Below are 16,553 nucleotides of genomic sequence, written 5' to 3' on the forward strand. Positions count from 1 at the left end.
GCAGTCCGTCACTCGTCCCCGGCGCCGTGTGCCGACGCTTCCCCAGTCGGGACGATACACCAGTCTCGTCACTCAGGGACATAGTTCCTCTACTCTCCGTGACGACCAGGCACGATGCGGGCGCGAAGCGGGCACGGGGTGCATTCGGACGGGCGCACAGCGTGCCCGAAGAACCCCGCGCGACCGTACGGGAGTTGCCCGTGGGGCGTGTGTGGTTTTCGGGGTCCGGGGGTCAGTCGATGGTTCCGGGGGTCAGTCGATGGTGAGGACGACGTTCTCGAGCGGTTCCCCGGCGGCGAACCGCGTGACCTGAGCGGCGAGGAGGCGCTTGGCGCGCGGCATGAAGGCGGATGTGGGGCCGCCCACGTGCGGCGAGATCAGCACCCCCGGAGCCTGCCACAACGGGTGCTCCTGGGGCAGCGGTTCGGGGTCGGTGACGTCGAGGGCGGCGGTGATGCGGCCGGTCTCGAGTTCCGCGAGGAGCGCCTTGGTGTCGACGACGGGGCCGCGGCCGACGTTCACGAGCAGCGCGCCGTCCTTGAGGCGGGCGAGGAACTCGGCGTTCACGAGGCCGCGGGTGTCCTCGGTGAGCGGGGTCACCATGATGACGACGTCGGCCTGGGGCAGCAGCTGAGGCAGCTCGGTGAGCGGGTGCACGGGGCCGCGCTCCGTTGTACGGGCGGAGCGCGCGACGCGGCTCACCCGCGCGACCTCGAACGGAGTGAGCCGGTCCTCGACGGCCGAGCCGATGGCGCCGTACCCCACGATGAGCACGTGCTTGTCGGCGAGCGCGGGCCGGAACCCGCCGCGCCACTCGCCGCGGTCCTGCCCGCGCACGAAGTCCGGGATGCCGCGCAGGGAGGCGAGGATCAGGGTGAGCGCGAGCTCGGCGGTGCTGGCGTCGTGCACCCCGCGCGCATTGCACAACTGGACGCCCGGGCGCAGGTACTTCAGGCCGCCCTGTACGTGGTCGACGCCCGCGGAGAGCGTCTGTACGGCGCGTACGGACGTCATCTCGGGCATCGGCCGCACGCCGACACCCGGGGGCTTCATGTAGGGGACTACGTAGTACGCGCACTCGGCGGGGTCCGCCGGGAAGTCGGGTTCGCCGTTCCAGTAGCGGTAGTTGAGCCCCTCGGGAAGGCCCGGGATCTCGTCGGCACGGAACGGCAGCCACACATCGTCAGTCATGGTCAGGAGGCTATGTCAGCCGAGTGAAGGTGCAGAGGTTAGGTTGGGGACCTCGTCAGGAGGGGCCAGGGAGGGTCACGGCCGGTGAAGCAAGGTGGTGCGCGCAAGGCGCTCGGTGCCGCGGGGCTCGACGTGGGCGCCGTAGGTCTCGGATGCATGCCGATGAGCTGGGCGTACACCGGCTCCCGGCAGCGCGGCGAGGAGTCCCTGCGTACCGTGCACGCCGCCCTGGACCAGGGGTGCGGCCTCGTGGACACCGCGGACATGTACGGGCCGTTCACCAATGAGCTGTTGCTCGGCCGGGTGCTCAAGGAGCGGCGGGCGGACGCGTTCGTGTCGACGAAGGTGGGGCTGCTCGTCGGCGAGCAGCACATCGTCGCCAACGGCCGCCCCGGCTATGTGAAGCGGGCCTGTGACGCCTCGCTGCGGCGCCTGCAGACCGACGTCATCGACCTGTACCAACTGCACCGCGCGGACCCCGAGGTGCCCGTCGAGGAGACGTGGGGCGCGATGGCGGAGCTGGTGAGCGCGGGCAAGGTGCGCTCGCTGGGGTTCTGCGCGGTGGGCGCGCGGGCCTCGCGGCGCGGTGGGCGGGCGGCGATGCACGCCGGAACGATTCGCCAGTTGGAGCGGGTGCAGCAGGTGTTCCCGGTGAGCGCGGTCATGGCCGAGCTGTCGGTGTGGTCGCCGGAGGCGCTCGGGGCGCTGCTGCCGTGGTGCGCGGCGCGCGGCGTCGGGTTCCTCGCCGCGATGCCGCTCGGCAGTGGCTTCCTGACCGGCACGCTCACCCCCGGCGGGGGCTTCGAACCGGACGACGTACGGGCCCGCCACCCCCGCTTCACCGCCGACATGATGGCCGCGAACCAGCCGATCGTGGCGGGCCTGCGCCGGATCGCCGCGCGGCACGGCGAGCACGTCACTCCGGCCCAGGTGGCGCTCGCCTGGGTGGCGGCGCAGGGCGGGAACGTGGTGCCGGTGCCGGGCGCCAAGCGGGAGCGCTGGGCGCTGGAGAACGCGGCGTCGGCCGAACTGGCGCTCACGCCCGAGGACTTGGCGGAGATCGCGGGGCTTCCGGCGGCGCAGGGATCGTGGGACTGAGCGGCCGGGCGCGGGGATTCGGGAACCCGAGCGGCGCGAGCGGTGTTTGAACTGTAGAGCGGTGTGTGAACGGCAGAGCTTCGCGTCGAAGGGATTCTGATCGTGCAAAGTCCAGCTGTGCGGCCCGCGTTGGCTCTCGCCGCCTGTGCCGCGCTCCTCCTCACGGCCGGCTGCTCCTCCGGTGACGACTCCCCGGAGCCGAACAAGGACGAGACGTCCGCGCCGAGTGCGAGCGGGTCGAAGGGCTCCTCTTCCCCGAAGGGGGACGTACCGGCGGCGAAGGGCTCGGTGCGCGTCGAGCGGACCGTCACGAAGGGCCTCAAGTCGCCCTGGGGGCTCGCCCCGCTGCCCGGCGGCGACCTGCTCGTCTCCTCCCGCGACGAGGGGACGGTCACCCGCGTCGACACGAAGACCGGGAAGAAGACCGTGCTCGGCGAAGTGCCCGGGGTGGCGCCGGGTGGCGAGGGCGGGCTCCTCGGCCTCGCGCTCTCCCCCGACTACGCCTCCGACCACATGGTCTACGCGTACTTCACGACGGAGTCGGACAACCGCGTCGCGCGGATGGGATACGACGAGAAGAAGCCTTCCGGTGAGCAGTTGGGCGCCCCGGACACCGTCTTCCGCGGCATCCCCAAGGGCACGAACCACAACGGCGGGCGCATCGCGTTCGGCCCCGACGGGCTGCTCTACGTAGGCACGGGCGAGACGTACAAGACGGAGCTGGCGCAGGACAAGAGCTCGCCGGGCGGCAAGATCCTGCGGCTCACCCCGGACGGCGATCCGGCGCCGGGCAACCCCTTCGACGACTCCCCCGTGTACTCGTACGGGCACCGCAATGTGCAGGGGCTCGCCTGGGACAAGGACAAGCGGCTGTGGGCCTCGGAGTTCGGGCAGGACACCTGGGACGAGCTGAACCACATCGTGGCGGGCGACAACTACGGGTGGCCGGACGTCGAGGGCCGCGGCGACGACGACAAGTACCACAACCCCATTGCCCAGTGGCGCACTTCGGAGGCATCGCCCAGCGGGATCGCGTACGCGAAGGGGTCGATCTGGATGGCCGGGCTGCGCGGCGAGCGGCTGTGGCGGATCCCGCTCGACGGCGCGAAGGCGGCACACGACCCACAGGCGTTCCTGGAGGGGAAGTACGGGCGGCTTCGTACGGTGGTTCCGGCGGGCGGCGACAAGTTGTGGCTGATGACGAGCGAGACGGACACGCGCGGGACGCCGGAGAAGGGGGACGACCGGATCCTGGAGCTGCGGGTCGGCTGAGGCCTCCGGCCGGGGCCGGTCCACCGGGGTTACGGACTCGGGGCTCTGCCCCGGACCCCGCTGCTCAATCGCCGCAGAGGCCTGAATGGCGGCGACTCAGTCGTCGTCGGCAGCGGTTGGAGGGGGCTGGGGTGGGCGTACGACGACCTTGCCCGACGTGAGGTCTATCGGGCCGCGGCCCGGGTCGCCGTCGTTCAGGTCGACGCGGGTCAGTTCCAGGCGCTTGCGCTCGTCGTTGGTGTGCTTGCGGCCGGGCGCGAACAGTTCCTCGAACATGTTGAACACGGCGCCTCCTGGTGGCGTGGCCCGACCGGGCCCTCCCCCTCAGCGTACGGGAGCCCTCCCCGCCGGGAGCAGGTGCAGGCGGTGGGCCAGGGCGGCCGCCTCGCCGCGGCCCGCGACGCCCAGCTTCCCGAGGATGTTCGAGACGTGGACGCTGGCCGTCTTGGGCGAGATGAACAGCTCCTCGGCTATCTGACGGTTGCTGCGGCCCGCCGCGACCAGGGCCAGCACGTCCCGCTCGCGGCTGGTGAGGCCGAACTCCTCGGCGGGGTCGGCCGGAACCCGTTCGTCGGTCTCGGTGTCGTGGTGCAGGCTGAGCCGGGCGCGGCGGGCCAGCAGGGCGACGGACTCGGCGAGCGGGCGCGCGCCCACGTGCTCGGCGACGGCGCCGGAGAGCCGCAGGAGTTCGGTGGCGCGGTCCCGGTCGTCCTCCTCGCCCCGCGCGGCCAGGGACTCGGCGAGGCGGAGCCGGACGCGGGCCAGGTCGTAGGGGCGGTCGAGGGGTTCGAACGCGGTGACAGCGGCGGACCAGTCGTCCGGGGTGTCGCGGTCCTCCGCGCGCCGGAGCTCGGCGCGCACCCACTGCTCGTACGCCTGCCAGACCGGGACGGCGGTGGCCTGTTGCTTGGCGGCGTCCCGGATCCGGGTGAGGGCTTCGGCGCGGCCCGCGTCGGCGGCGGGCAGCCCGCGCGCGTCCGCCTCGGCCTCGGCGGCGGTGTGCAGGAGCGGCCACACGTAGCGGTGCGTGGAGGGCGGCAGCCCCGCCGCGACGAGGCGGTCGAGTTCGGCGCGGGCGTCCAGGACGCGGCCCTGGGCGGCGGCGAGCGCGAGGGCGAGGTGGGCGCGGGGCAGCGTGTACTGCGGCTGCGGGTCGTGCGCGCCGTACAGCGTGTCGGCCTCGGCGATGTGGGCGGCCGCTTCCTGGAGGGCGCCGCGGCCGAGGGCGATCATCGCGAGGACCGCGCAGCCGCCGGAGCGGGGCTTCGGGCTGAGGCCGGGGCTCCGGACCCAGCCGGCGGCCTCGACCGCCTCGTCCCAGCGGCCGAGGGAGACGAGCGACTCCGCCATGTTGGAACGGATCCAGACCAGGTTGTCCGTGAGGCCGTAGCGCCGGCCAAGGGCGATGCCCTCCTCGCAGACGCGGACGGCCTCGGCGGAGCGTCCGACGCTTTCCAGGAAGGAGGGCAGATTGACGTTGGCCGTGTTGATGCGGGCGACCAGGCCCAGTTCCGTGGCACGCGCGCGTGCCGCGTACAGCTCGCCGAAGCCCTCGTCGACGGCGCCCGCGTCCACGAGGAGGCCGCCGCGGATGAGGCGGGCGGCGAGCTCGATCTCCTCGGCGCCGACCATGCGCGCGTACTCGACCGCGCGCTCGGCCGCGGCGAGGGTTTCGGCGCCGGGGCTGTGCAGCATCCACCAGTTGGCGACGTGGGTGAGGACCTCGGCGTGCACGGCGGACGGCGGCAGGCCGCGGACGAGCTCCTGCGCCGTGGCGATCTCGTCCCAGCCGTCGCCGCGGCCGATGTGCGGGACGATCCGGGAGCGCTGGATCCAGAACCAGGCGGCCCGCAGGGGGTCCGCCGCGCCGCGCTCCGCGGCCTCGTCCAGGAGGCGGATCGCCCGCTTGCCGATCTTCAGGGCGCGCTCCCGCTCCCCGCACAGCCGGCCCGCGGCGGCGGCCTCGGCCAGCAGGTCCACGTAGCCGAGCGGCGTGGTCGCCGGATCGCTTCCACCGGCCGGGTACGTCCCTGGGTAGTCGGCCAGGGTCAGCGCCGCGCGGATGTCCTCCGGGGCCGCGTCCCACAGCTCCATCGCCCGCTCCAGGAGCCGCAGTTGCTCGGAGTACGCGTGCCGGCGGCGGGCCTCCACGGAGGCGTCGAGGACGGCGGGCAGGGCCTTCGCCGGGTCATGGGCGTGGTACCAGTAGCTGGCCAGGCGCGTCACGCGCGCGTCGGCGGGGACCAGCGCCGGATCGGCTTCCAGGGCCTGTGCGTAGCGGCGGTTGAGGCGGGAGCGCTCGCCGGGGAGCAGGTCGTCGCTGACGGCCTCGCGGACCAGGGAGTGGCGGAAGCGGTAGCCGTCGCCGTCCGGCGAGGCGAGCAGGATGTTCGCGCCGACGGCCGCGCGCAGCGCCTCGATCAGCTCGTCCTCGCCGAGCCCGGCGACGGCGGCGAGCAGCGGGTACTCGACCGTGGAGCCGCCCTCCGCGCAGATCCGGGCGACGCGCTGGGTGGACTCGGGCAGCGATTCGACGCGTACGAGGAGGACGTCGCGCAGCGAGTCGGACAGGGCCGTGGCGCAGCCCTCGGCGGCGGCCACGGCGAGTTCCTCGACGAAGAACGCGTTGCCGTCCGAGCGCTGGAAGATGTCGTCCACGACGGCCGGTTCGGGCTCGGCGGCCATGATTCCGGCGACCTGGCGGGCCACCTCGTCCCGGCTGAGGCGGCCGAGGTCGATGCGGGTGACGGTGCGCAGCCGGTCGAGCTCGGCGAGCAGGGGGCGCAGCGGGTGGCGGCGGTGCACGTCGTCCGCGCGGTAGCTGGCGATGACGGTGAGGCGGCCGCGGCGCAGCGTACGGAACAGGTACGTGAGCAGGTGCCGGGTGGAGGCGTCGGCCCAGTGCAGGTCTTCGAGGACGACGACCACGGTGCGCTCGGCGGCGACGCGCTCCAGGAGCCGGGTGGTGAGGTCGAAGAGGCGGGCCGTGGCGCTGTCGTCGCCGCGCCCGTCGAACCCCCTGCCCTCGGGGAAAGCGCGACCCTCGGGAGCGCCCAACTCCGGGAGCAGCCGCGCCAGTTCGTCCTCGCGGCCGGCCGTCGCCTCGGCCACCTCGTCGGGCAGCTTGCGGCGCAGGGCGCGCAGGGCGGCGGAGAAGGGGGCGAACGGCAGCCCGTCGGCGCCGATCTCGACGCAGCCGCCGGTGACGACGACGGCGCCGCGCGCGCGGGCCGCCGCGCCGAACTCCTCGACGAGGCGCGTCTTGCCCACGCCCGCCTCGCCGCCGAGCAGCAGCGCCTGCGGCTCGGCGGCCCCGGCCCTCGCAAGGGCCTTGTGCAGTACGCCCAGTTCATCGGCGCGGCCGACGAACACCGGGCTGACGGACCTGGTCTCCACATCGCCGAGCATCGCACACGGCTCTGACAACGAGGCGGGGGTCACGGCGCCGCTCATGCGGTGCGCGGGGCGCGCTGCCCACGCGTGCCCCCGGAACTCACCCGCCCCTCGGCGTCCCGGTCGTGTTGCCTGCGCTCCGCGCGGCGGGCCTTGGCCTGCGTACGGGCGGAGCGTGCGAGGCGGAAGCGCTCGGCCTCCTTGATGAGTTCGGCGGAGCGGATCTGGTGCAGTTCGTACTCGAACATCTCGTCCTCCTGGTGACGTTGTCGATGCCTCGACTCTCGTCTCCCAGGGGGGTGCGGCACATCGGGAGAGTGCCGCATGTTCGTGGGCCGCGCCTCCTTAGGCGCGGCCCACGTGGTGCCTTAGGCGGCCGGGCCGCCGGGTAAGTGGCCTCAGCCGGTGCTGGGCATGCCCAGGATGAGGTCGGTGTACTTGGCGACGGCGAGCAGCAGCCCGATGACGCCGACGACGAGACCCGCCCAGGCCGTCGACTTGATCCACAGCGGCTGCGGCTTGCCGGGCGCGCCGAACGCGGGCCGGGCCAGGACGGCCGCGCCGATCACCAGGGCGATGAGCGAGAAGACCCCGCCGACCAGGGCGGCGGAGTGCCAGGCGTCGCCGTACATCGCGTCGACCTGCTTGGCGATGCTCGCGTTCTGCGCCGTGGTGAGCTGGCCCTTGAGCTGCGCGCGGGCCGAGGCGATGGTGCCGAGCCAGCCGCCGCTGAGCCCGACGATGCCGAGGGCCACGGAGACGATGGCGCCCGCGCCCTGCCCGACACCGGACGGCTTGTCGTCCTCGGCCTTGGCGAGGGCCGCGAGCTCCGCCTCGGCGGCGGCTTCGGCGGCGGCCTCGTCCGCGTCACTCGCGTCGCTCGCGTCGTCGACCTCGGCGCCCTTGGCGTCCTTGGCCTTCGCCTCCGTGGTGGTCTCCTCGGTGGCCTCGGTGGCCTCCGTGGTCGCCTCGGGGGACGTGGCCTCCGTGCCCTCCTCCCGCTTCTCGGCGTCGCGCTGCGCTTCAGTCTTCGTAGTCATGCTGGGCACCGTAGGGGTGGAGTCTGAGAGGTGTCTTAACGTTCCCTGTGCTCGTCGCGTGCGCTACGCCACTCGGGCGCGAGCACGGACCAGATCTCCTCGTCGTGGCGTACGCCGTTGTACAGGAACGCCTCGCGGAGCACGCCGTCACGGCGCATTCCGAGCCTGCGGGCGACGCTGGTGCTGGGCTTGTTGCCGGCGGCGGCGATCCACTCGACACGGTGAATACCGCGCTCGTCGACGGCCCAGTCGATGAGGACGCGGGCCGCGCGTGTGACGAGTCCGCGGCCGGTGGCGGAGGGTTCGAGCCAGCAGCCGACCTCGCAGTTGCCCGCGGCGGCGTCGAAGACCCGGAAGAGGACGCCGCCGACGAGCTTTCCGTCCAGCCAGATTCCGTGCAGGCCGCCGCTGTCGGTGGCGCGCTTGTCGGCGTACCGCTGGATCAGCGCGCGGGCGCCTTCGGGGTCGCGGGCGTCCTGGCCGAACGGGATGAACTGCCCGATGAACTCCCGGCCCCGGTCCAGGTGGGCGAGGAACTCCTCGGCGTGCCAGGTCTCCAGGGGGCGCAGCTCGGCGTCTTCCTCACCCAGCGGGATCGCGTACATCGGTCTCCTTCGGCACTACTGCGGCATCGGCGGCATCGGCGGCATCGGCGGCATCGGCACGCTGCCCCGGAATCCTCGCACCAGCGGCGGCGGCCCGGCACTCCGGTGGCTCGATGCTGAGGCGCGGCAGCCGCCGCTCCAGCCACGTGGGCAGCCACCAGTTGGCGCCGCCGAGCATGTGCATCAGGGCGGGGACCAGCAACGTACGCAGGATGAACGCGTCGACGGCGACGGCCACGGCGAGCGCGATGCCGAACATGGCGATCACCCGGTCCCCGCTGAGCACGAACGCCAGGAACACCGAAATCATGATCACGGCGGCCGAGTTGATGACGCGGCTGGTCTCGGCGAGCCCGACCCGGACGGCCCGCCGGTTGTCGCCGGTCTCCAGCCACTCCTCGTACATCCGGCTCACGAGGAACACCTGGTAGTCCATGGAGAGCCCGAAGAGGACCGACACCATGATCACGGGGAGGAAGGGCTCGATGGGCCCGGACGCCCCGAGGCCGAGCAGCTCGCTCCCCCAGCCCCACTGGAAGATCGCGACGACGACTCCGAAGGCGGCGGCCACGGCGGCGACGTTCATCGCGGCGGCCTTGAGCGGTATCCCGATGGACCGGAAGGCGAGCAGCAGCAGTACGCAGCCGAGTCCGACCACGACGCCGACGAAGAGCGGCAGCTTCCCGACGATGACCTCGGCGAAGTCGTCGTAGCTGGCGGTGACGCCGCCGACCTGCGCGTCCAGGCCCGTGTCCGGGACGACGTCGGTACGCAGCCGGTCCACCAGCTCACTGGTCTGCTCGGACTGCGGCGACGACTTCGGTACGACGGTGAGGTAGGCGGCGCTGTCGTCGGCGTTATACGTAACACGTGAGACGGAGGCGACCCCGTCGGTGTCCCGCAGCGCGCCGGTCAGCTCGCCGAGCGCGGCCTTGTCGTGCGCGCCGTCGACCTCGGTGACGAGGGTGAGCGGCCCGTTCACGCCGGGCCCGAAGCCGTCGGCAAGAAGGTCGTACGCCTGCCGGGTGGTGCTGCTCGCCGGGTTGTTGCCCTGGTCGGACGTGCCCAGGTGGAGGAAGAAGGTGGGCAGCGAGAGCACCGCGATCACGCCGATCGCGAGCGCGCCGAGCAGCTTCGGCCGGCGCTCCACGAAGGCGGCCCAGCGGGCGGCGAGCCCGGTCGGCAGCTCGGGTTCGGGACCGTGCTCGGCGAGCCGCCGCCGCTCACGCCGCGACAGGGCGCGCGTCCCGATGTACGAGAGCAGCCCGGGCAGCAGCGTCACGGACGCGGCGACGGTGAGCAGCACGGTCACGGACGCGGCGATCGCGACGCCGTTGAGGAAGCTCAGCCCCAGCATCAGCATGCCGAGCAGCGCGATGCACACGGTGGCACCCGCGAACACGACGGCCCGCCCGGTGGTCGCCACGGCCCGCTCGGCGGCCTCCGCCACCGGAAGCCCCCGCTTCAGCCCCTTGCGGTGTCTGGTCACGATGAACAGCGCGTAGTCGATCCCGACGCCGAGCCCGACGAGCATGCCGAGCATCGGCGCGAAGTCCGCGACCGTCATGGCGTGCCCGAGCAGCACGATCCCCGCGTACGCGGTGCCGACGCTGACCAGCGCGGTGGCGATGGGCAGCGCGGCGGCGGCGAGCGAGCCGAAGGCGAGGAAGAGCACGACGGCCGCGACGACGACGCCGATGACCTCCGACAAGTGCGCGGACGTCGACTCGGTGAGCGCGACGGCGCTGCCGCCCAGCTCCACCTGAAGCCCGTCGGGCCCGTGCGTCTCGGCGTCCTTGGCGGTGTCGACGAGGGCCTGCGCCTGGGAGACCGGGATGTCGTCGGCCTGCTCGTCGAAGGTGACCGTCGCGTACGCGGTGTGCCCGTCGGCGCTGATCCGGCCCGCTCCCCCGCCCTCGTACGGCGACGCGACGGACGCGACGCCGGGCAGCTCGGCGATGTCACCGAGCGTGTTGCTCATCGTCTTCTCGACGTCCGCGGCGCGCACGGTGGAGCCCTCGATGTGCCAGACGACGGTGTCGCTGTCGCCGCCGAGCCCGGCGAAGTTCTCGTTCAGGAGCTGCGTGGCGCGGCCGGACTCCGTACCGGGCGCCTCGTAGTCGTTCGAATACGCGGAGCCGACCGCGGCCGCTGCCGCGCTCGTACCACCGAGGGCGAACAACCACAGCAGGACGACCACGAGCCGGTGCCTGACACACCAGCGGGCAAGTGCGGCCACGGAGGGGCTCCCTGAGTCATTGGTTGATCTTTGACTGGGAACATCCGCGTTAATGCGTGAACCGCCTGCAAAGAACACATGAGCAATGGCGAGCCACTCTTACAGGCACAAGTGATCCTTTGTCGCTTTCGTGTCCTTACTCACAAGACCCCACAAGGGGAACCATTGGGCACAGTGCGCCTATTTGCCCACTCCGGCCGACAGGCCGCGCACGAAGTGCCGTTGCCCTATGAGGAACACCACGATCATCGGCAACGCCGCGATCGTCAGCCCCGCGAACAGCATGGGCCAGTCCGAGTTGAGCCGCCCCGCCATGTCGGCGAGCCCCACCGGCAGCGTCTTGAGCCGGTCGTCGGTGATGAAGACCAGGGCGAAGGCGTACTCGTTCCAGGAGAACAGGGACTGGAGCACGGCCGCCGACACGAGGATCGGCCTGGCCATCGGGACCACCACGCGCCAGAACGTCTGCCAGCGGCTCGCCCCGTCGATGAAGGCCGCCTCCTCCACCTCCACGGGTTGGCCGAGCAGATAGGCCCGGATCAGGAAGGTGGTGAACGGGATCTTGAACGCCGTGTAGAGGACGATCAGCGCCCAGTACGTGTCGTAGAGCCATGTACCCAGTACCTGGCTGGAGTTGGAGGGGCCGCCGCCGGTCATCACCATCACCTCGTTGAAGACGAGGAAGGCCCCGGACACGGTGAGGATGACCAGGAGCGTCGTCATCTCGCGGACCATCGGCACGGTCACGGTGAAGAACGTGCGGACGCGCCCCGCGCCGTCGACGGTCGCCGCTTCGTACAGCTCGCGCGGAATGCGCTGCATGGCGACGGTCAGGAGCATGGTGGTGTAGCCGAAGGACTGCCACTGGCTCATGTTGATGACGCCCCAGATGGACGTGGCCGCGTCGCCGAGCCAGTCGAACGTATCGAGGGCAGCGCCTCGCGCCCCCGGCACATCACGCTGGACACGGAGTTCGTGGCGCGCGACTCGGTGGCACCGCCCCGGCGGTGAGGCGGGGTCTCGGGACCTCGGAGCTTCGGGCCCCGGAGGTCACATCACGGCAAGCCCGGCCCACAGCGCCACCGTCGCCGCCACCACCGTCGCGGGGACGGTGAGCAGCCCGAGTCGCGTGAACTCGCCCAACTCCGGTTCCGTGCCGTGGTCGTGCACGATGCGGCGCCACAACAGGGTCGCCAGGGAGCCGACGTACGTGAGGTTGGGCCCGAGGTTGACGCCGATCAGGGCGGCGAGCACCGGGCCCGCGCCCATCGGGGAGACGACCGGGAGCAGGGCGAGGATCGCCGGGAGGTTGTTGATGACGTTGGACAGGAGTGCGGCGGCGCCGGCGATCGCGAGCAGCGTGGGCAGGGACGAACCGTCCGGCAGGAAGCGGGAGATGGCGTCGCCGAGCCCGTTGTCGACCACGGCCTTGACCACGATGCCGAGCGCGAGGACGAAGAGGCAGAAGGGGAGGTTGGCCGCCTTGAGGAGTTCGCCGGGGGTGCTGTGGCGGCGGGCGAGGGCCCGGGTGCCGAGCACGGCGGCGCCCGCGAAGGCGGCCCACAGCGGCTCGATGCCCGCGAACGACGTGACCACGAATCCGGCGAGGGTGAGCGCGAGCACCGTGAGGGTGAACAGCGGGACGCCGGGCGGCTCTTCGGGGTCGGGATCGTGCGCGGGCGCGGCCAGGTCGTCCGCGAAGTAGCGGCGGAACACCGCGTACTCGATGCCGATCGCGACCAGCCACGGCAGCGCCATCAGCCCCGCGAAGTGCGTGAACGTGAGCCCGCTCGCCGTGAAGGCCAGCAGGTTCGTGAGGTTGGAGACCGGGAGCAGCAGGGACGCCGAGTTGGCGAGGTGGGCGCTCGCGTAGACGTGCGGGCGCGGGCGCGCGCCGATGCGGGCCGCGGTCGCGAAGACGACCGGGGTGAGCAGCACGACGGTGGCGTCCAGGCTGAGTACGGCGGTGATCCCGGCGGCCACCGCGAAGACGCCGCCGAGCATGCGTTTCGGGCTGCCGTGACAGGCGCGGGCGACCGCGTCCCCCGCCGCCTTGAACAACCCTTCGTCCGCGCAGAGCTGGGCGAGGAGGAGGATCCCGGCGAGGAAGCCGACGACCGGGAGGAGGTCCTGGGTCTCGGCCCAGGCGTGGGCGGGCGTGACCTCTCCTGTGGCCACGGCCACGGCTGCCGCAGGCACCGCGACCACGGCCTCCGGCCATTTACGGGGACGGAGGACCGCGAAGACGAGGGTGACGGCGAGAAGGGCGAGGGAGACGAGCACGTTCAGGCCCTTCCGGGCAAATCAGGCCTCCGCGGGGACCCGCATTTCAAGCCCCTGCGGCGTTTGAGCAGCGGGGTCCGGGGCGGAGCCCCGCGACGTGGACACAGGAAGGCGGCGGGGCACCGGCTGACCGATGCCCCGCCGCCCAAGAACGGCTCAGCCGTCGGAGACGCCCAGCTTCTCCAGGATCAGCTCCTTGACGCGCGCCGCGTCGGCCTGACCCCGGGTCGCCTTCATGACCGCACCCACGAGGGCCCCGGCCGCGGCCACCTTGCCGCCGCGGATCTTGTCCGCGATCGCCGCGTTCCCGGCGATCGCCTCGTCGACGGCCGCGGTGAGCGCGCCCTCGTCCGAGACGACCTTCAGGCCGCGCTTCTCGACGACCTCGTCCGGCGTGCCCTCGCCCTTCAGGACGCCGTCGATCACCTGGCGGGCCAGCTTGTCGTTGAGGTCACCGGAGGCGACCAGCTCGGACACGCGGGCCACCTGCTCCGGGGTGATCGGCAGGGCGCCGAGCTCGACGCCCTGGTCGTTCGCGGAGCGGGCCAGCTCGCCCATCCACCACTTGCGGGCGGACGCCGAGTCGGCGCCGGCCGCGATGGTGGCGACGATCGGGGCGACGGCGCCGGCGTTGCGGATCGACTGCATGTCGTGGGAGCTGATGCCCCACTCCTCGATCAGCCGGTTGCGCTGGGCCAGCGGCATCTCCGGGAGCTCGGCGCGCAGCGCCTCGACCCACTCGCGGGACGGGGCGACGGGCACCAGGTCGGGCTCCGGGAAGTACCGGTAGTCCTCGGCGTTGTCCTTGATGCGGCCGGAGGTGGTGGAGCCGTCCTCCTCGTGGAAGTGCCGGGTCTCCTGCACGATCGATCCGCCGGAGGACAGCACGGCCGCGTGGCGCTGGATCTCGTACCGCGCGGCACGCTCGACGGAACGCAGGGAGTTCACGTTCTTCGTCTCGGAGCGCGTGCCGAACTCCTTGGTCCCATTGGGACGCAGGGAGAGGTTCACGTCGCAGCGCATCTGGCCCTTGTCCATACGGGCCTCGGACACGTCGAGCGCCTTGATGACCTCGCGCAGCTCGGCGACGTACGCCTTCGCGACCTCGGGGGCCCGCTCGCCCGCGCCCTCGATGGGCTTGGTGACGATCTCGATGAGCGGGATGCCCGCGCGGTTGTAGTCGAGCAGCGAGTGCGAGGCGCCCTGGATGCGGCCCGTGGCGCCGCCGACGTGCGTCGACTTGCCGGTGTCCTCCTCCATGTGGGCGCGCTCGATCTCCACGCGGAAGACCTCCCCGTCCTCCAGCTGTACGTCGAGGTAGCCGTCGAAGGCGATCGGCTCGTCGTACTGGGAGGTCTGGAAGTTCTTCGGCATGTCCGGATAGAAGTAGTTCTTCCGGGCGAAGCGGCACCACTCGGCGATCGAGCAGTTCAGCGCGAGGCCGATCTTGATGGCGGACTCGACGCCGATCTCGTTGACGACCGGCAGCGCGCCGGGCAGGCCGAGGCAGGTCGGGCAGGTCTGGCTGTTGGCGTCCTGCTTCAGCTCGGTGGAGCAGCCGCAGAACATCTTCGTCTTCGTACCGAGCTCGACGTGGACCTCAAGGCCCATGACGGGGTCGTAGGACGCGAGCGCGTCCTCGTACCCCATCAGCTCGGACGTGGTCGTGGCAGTCACGATTTCTGAAACTTCCCTCTCAGCCCAGCAGGACGTCGTCGTCGCCCAGGCGCTTGAGCTCGCGCACGAGCAGGGCGAGGCCGGTGACGATGGCGGCGGCGGACACGACGCCGTCCACGAGACGCAGCGTGTCGTTCTCGGTGCGCGCCTTCTTCATCTGCTTCGCGACGCTGATCGCGCCGAAAGCGGTCGTCCCGATCGACAGGTACGTGCCGGACTTGGACTTCTTGAAGCCCTTGGCCTTGTTGATTGCACTCACAGCGACGGAGCCTCCTCGAGCAACGGGTGTCCCCACTTTTCCACGAAAGCGGCCTCGACGGCGGACCCCACCTTGTACAGGCGGTCGTCCTTCATCGCGGGCGCGATGATCTGGAGCCCGACCGGCAGTCCGTCCTCGGGGGCGAGACCGCACGGGAGCGACATCGCGGCGTTGCCCGCCATGTTCGTCGGGATGGTGCAGACGTCCGCGAGGTACATCGCCATCGGGTCGTCGGTGCGCTCGCCGATCGGGAAGGCGGTGGTCGGCGTCGTCGGGGAGACGATCACGTCGACCTGCTCGAAGGCGGCCTCGAACTCGCGCGTGATCAGCGTGCGCACCTTCTGGGCGCTGCCGTAGTACGCGTCGTAGTAGCCGCTCGACAGGGCGTACGTGCCGAGGATGACGCGGCGCTTCACCTCGTCGCCGAAGCCGGCCTCGCGGGTCAGCGCGGTGACGTCCTCGGCGGAGTGCGAGCCGTCGTCGCCGGCGCGCAGGCCGTAGCGCATGGCGTCGAACCGGGCGAGGTTCGAGGAGCACTCGGACGGCGCGATCAGGTAGTACGCGGACAGGGCGAGGTCGAACGTCGGGCAGTCCAGCTCGACGACCTCGGCGCCCAGCTCCTTGAGCAGCTCGACCGACTCGTCGAAGCGCTGCACGACACCGGCCTGGTAGCCCTCGCCGCGGAACTGCTTGACGACGCCTACGCGCATCCCGGCGACGGAGCCGTTCTTCGCGGCCTCGACGACGGCCGGGACCGGGGCGTCGATGGACGTGGAGTCCAGCGGGTCGTGCCCGGCGATGGCCTCGTGGAGGAGGGCCGCGTCGAGGACCGTACGGGCGCAGGGCCCGCCCTGGTCGAGGGAGGACGAGAACGCGATCAGGCCGTGCCGCGACACGCCGCCGTAGGTCGGCTTCACGCCGACGGTGCCGGTGACGGCGGCGGGCTGGCGGATGGAGCCGCCGGTGTCCGTGCCGATCGCGAGGGGGGCCTCGTACGCGGCGAGGGAGGCGGAGGAACCGCCGCCGGAGCCGCCGGGGATCCGGGTGAGGTCCCACGGGTTGCCGGTCGGCCCGTACGCGCTGTTCTCGGTGGAGGACCCCATGGCGAACTCGTCCATGTTGGTCTTGCCGAGGATGACGACGTCGGCGGCCTTCAGCTTCTTCGTGAGCGTCGCGTCGTACGGCGGGATCCAGTTCTCGAGGATCTTGGAACCGGCCGTGGTGGGGACGCCCTCGGTGGCGAAGATGTCCTTGAGCGCGAGCGGGACGCCGGCGAGGGGGCCGAGCTTCTCGCCGTTCTTGACCTTCTCGTCCACGGCGCGGGCCTGCGCGAGGGCGCCCTCGCGGTCGACGTGCAGGAAGGCGTGCACCTTCTCGTCGACGGCCTCGATCCGGGCCAAGTGGGCCTCGGTGACCTCGACGGCGGTGAGCTCGCCGGAGGCGATCTTCGCCGCGATCTCGGCGGCGGTGAGCTTGATGATGTCCGTCATGGTGGG

General features: G+C 71.8%; 14 protein-coding genes. 2 read left to right on the forward strand and 12 right to left on the reverse strand.

Annotation, left to right across the window (positions count from 1 at the left end):
• Positions 1-252 precede the first annotated feature (252 nt).
• Positions 253-1,191 carry a 2-hydroxyacid dehydrogenase gene (locus RBJ65_RS25225; RefSeq protein WP_306318822.1) on the reverse strand — a complete coding sequence of 313 codons (939 nt, stop codon included), beginning with the start codon at positions 1,189-1,191 and terminating at the stop codon, positions 253-255.
• Positions 1,192-1,347: 156 nt separating this feature from the next.
• On the opposite strand from RBJ65_RS25225, the gene RBJ65_RS25230 reads away from it, so the two are divergent.
• Both RBJ65_RS25230 and RBJ65_RS25235 read left to right on the forward strand, forming a co-directional pair.
• Positions 1,348-2,289, forward strand: a complete 942-nt coding sequence (locus tag RBJ65_RS25230; protein WP_372341267.1) for an aldo/keto reductase — start codon at positions 1,348-1,350, stop codon at positions 2,287-2,289.
• A gap of 96 nt (positions 2,290-2,385) precedes the next feature.
• Positions 2,386-3,561, forward strand: a complete 1,176-nt coding sequence (locus RBJ65_RS25235) for a sorbosone dehydrogenase family protein (protein WP_372341268.1) — start codon at positions 2,386-2,388, stop codon at positions 3,559-3,561.
• 96 nt (positions 3,562-3,657) lie between these two features.
• On the opposite strand, the gene RBJ65_RS25240 is transcribed toward RBJ65_RS25235, so the two are convergent.
• From RBJ65_RS25240 to gatA, 11 genes are all read right to left on the reverse strand, one after another.
• Complete coding sequence (locus tag RBJ65_RS25240) at positions 3,658-3,846, reverse strand: DUF6191 domain-containing protein (RefSeq protein ID WP_306318825.1); 189 nt, start codon at positions 3,844-3,846, stop codon at positions 3,658-3,660.
• A gap of 39 nt (positions 3,847-3,885) precedes the next feature.
• Positions 3,886-7,014 (reverse strand): helix-turn-helix transcriptional regulator, encoded by a 3,129-nt coding sequence (locus RBJ65_RS25245; RefSeq protein WP_306318826.1) that lies wholly within the window; start codon positions 7,012-7,014, stop codon positions 3,886-3,888.
• Positions 7,011-7,202 carry a hypothetical protein gene (locus RBJ65_RS25250; protein ID WP_306318827.1) on the reverse strand — a complete coding sequence of 64 codons (192 nt, stop codon included), beginning with the start codon at positions 7,200-7,202 and terminating at the stop codon, positions 7,011-7,013. The genes RBJ65_RS25245 and RBJ65_RS25250 overlap by 4 nt, the downstream gene beginning before the upstream one ends.
• 150 nt (positions 7,203-7,352) lie before the next feature.
• A complete protein-coding gene (locus RBJ65_RS25255; RefSeq protein WP_306318828.1) occupies positions 7,353-7,994 on the reverse strand; it encodes a hypothetical protein in 642 nt (213 codons plus the stop codon).
• A gap of 35 nt (positions 7,995-8,029) precedes the next feature.
• Positions 8,030-8,599, reverse strand: coding sequence for a GNAT family N-acetyltransferase (locus RBJ65_RS25260; RefSeq protein WP_306318829.1), 570 nt, complete (start codon positions 8,597-8,599; stop codon positions 8,030-8,032).
• Positions 8,577-10,838, reverse strand: a complete 2,262-nt coding sequence (locus RBJ65_RS25265) for an MMPL family transporter (protein ID WP_306318830.1) — start codon at positions 10,836-10,838, stop codon at positions 8,577-8,579. The genes RBJ65_RS25260 and RBJ65_RS25265 overlap by 23 nt, the downstream gene beginning before the upstream one ends.
• 180 nt (positions 10,839-11,018) lie before the next feature.
• Positions 11,019-11,792 (reverse strand): ABC transporter permease subunit, encoded by a 774-nt coding sequence (locus RBJ65_RS25270; RefSeq protein ID WP_306318831.1) that lies wholly within the window; start codon positions 11,790-11,792, stop codon positions 11,019-11,021.
• A gap of 96 nt (positions 11,793-11,888) precedes the next feature.
• On the reverse strand, positions 11,889-13,127 hold the full coding sequence (locus tag RBJ65_RS25275) for an arsenic transporter (RefSeq protein WP_372341269.1): 1,239 nt from the start codon (positions 13,125-13,127) through the stop codon (positions 11,889-11,891).
• A gap of 150 nt (positions 13,128-13,277) precedes the next feature.
• Positions 13,278-14,798: an Asp-tRNA(Asn)/Glu-tRNA(Gln) amidotransferase subunit GatB gene (gene gatB, locus RBJ65_RS25280; RefSeq protein ID WP_306318833.1), complete on the reverse strand. Its 1,521-nt coding sequence runs from the start codon at positions 14,796-14,798 to the stop codon at positions 13,278-13,280.
• Between the two features lie 19 nt (positions 14,799-14,817).
• A complete protein-coding gene (locus tag RBJ65_RS25285; protein WP_306318834.1) occupies positions 14,818-15,057 on the reverse strand; it encodes a hypothetical protein in 240 nt (79 codons plus the stop codon).
• On the reverse strand, positions 15,054-16,547 hold the full coding sequence (gene gatA, locus RBJ65_RS25290; RefSeq protein ID WP_306318835.1) for an Asp-tRNA(Asn)/Glu-tRNA(Gln) amidotransferase subunit GatA: 1,494 nt from the start codon (positions 16,545-16,547) through the stop codon (positions 15,054-15,056). Before gatA ends, RBJ65_RS25285 begins: the two co-directional genes overlap by 4 nt.
• Between the last annotated feature and the right edge of the window lie 6 nt (positions 16,548-16,553).

It is taken from the genome of Streptomyces sp. KL109B, assembly GCF_030766935.1.
Classification (GTDB): Bacteria; Actinomycetota; Actinomycetes; order Streptomycetales; family Streptomycetaceae; genus Streptomyces.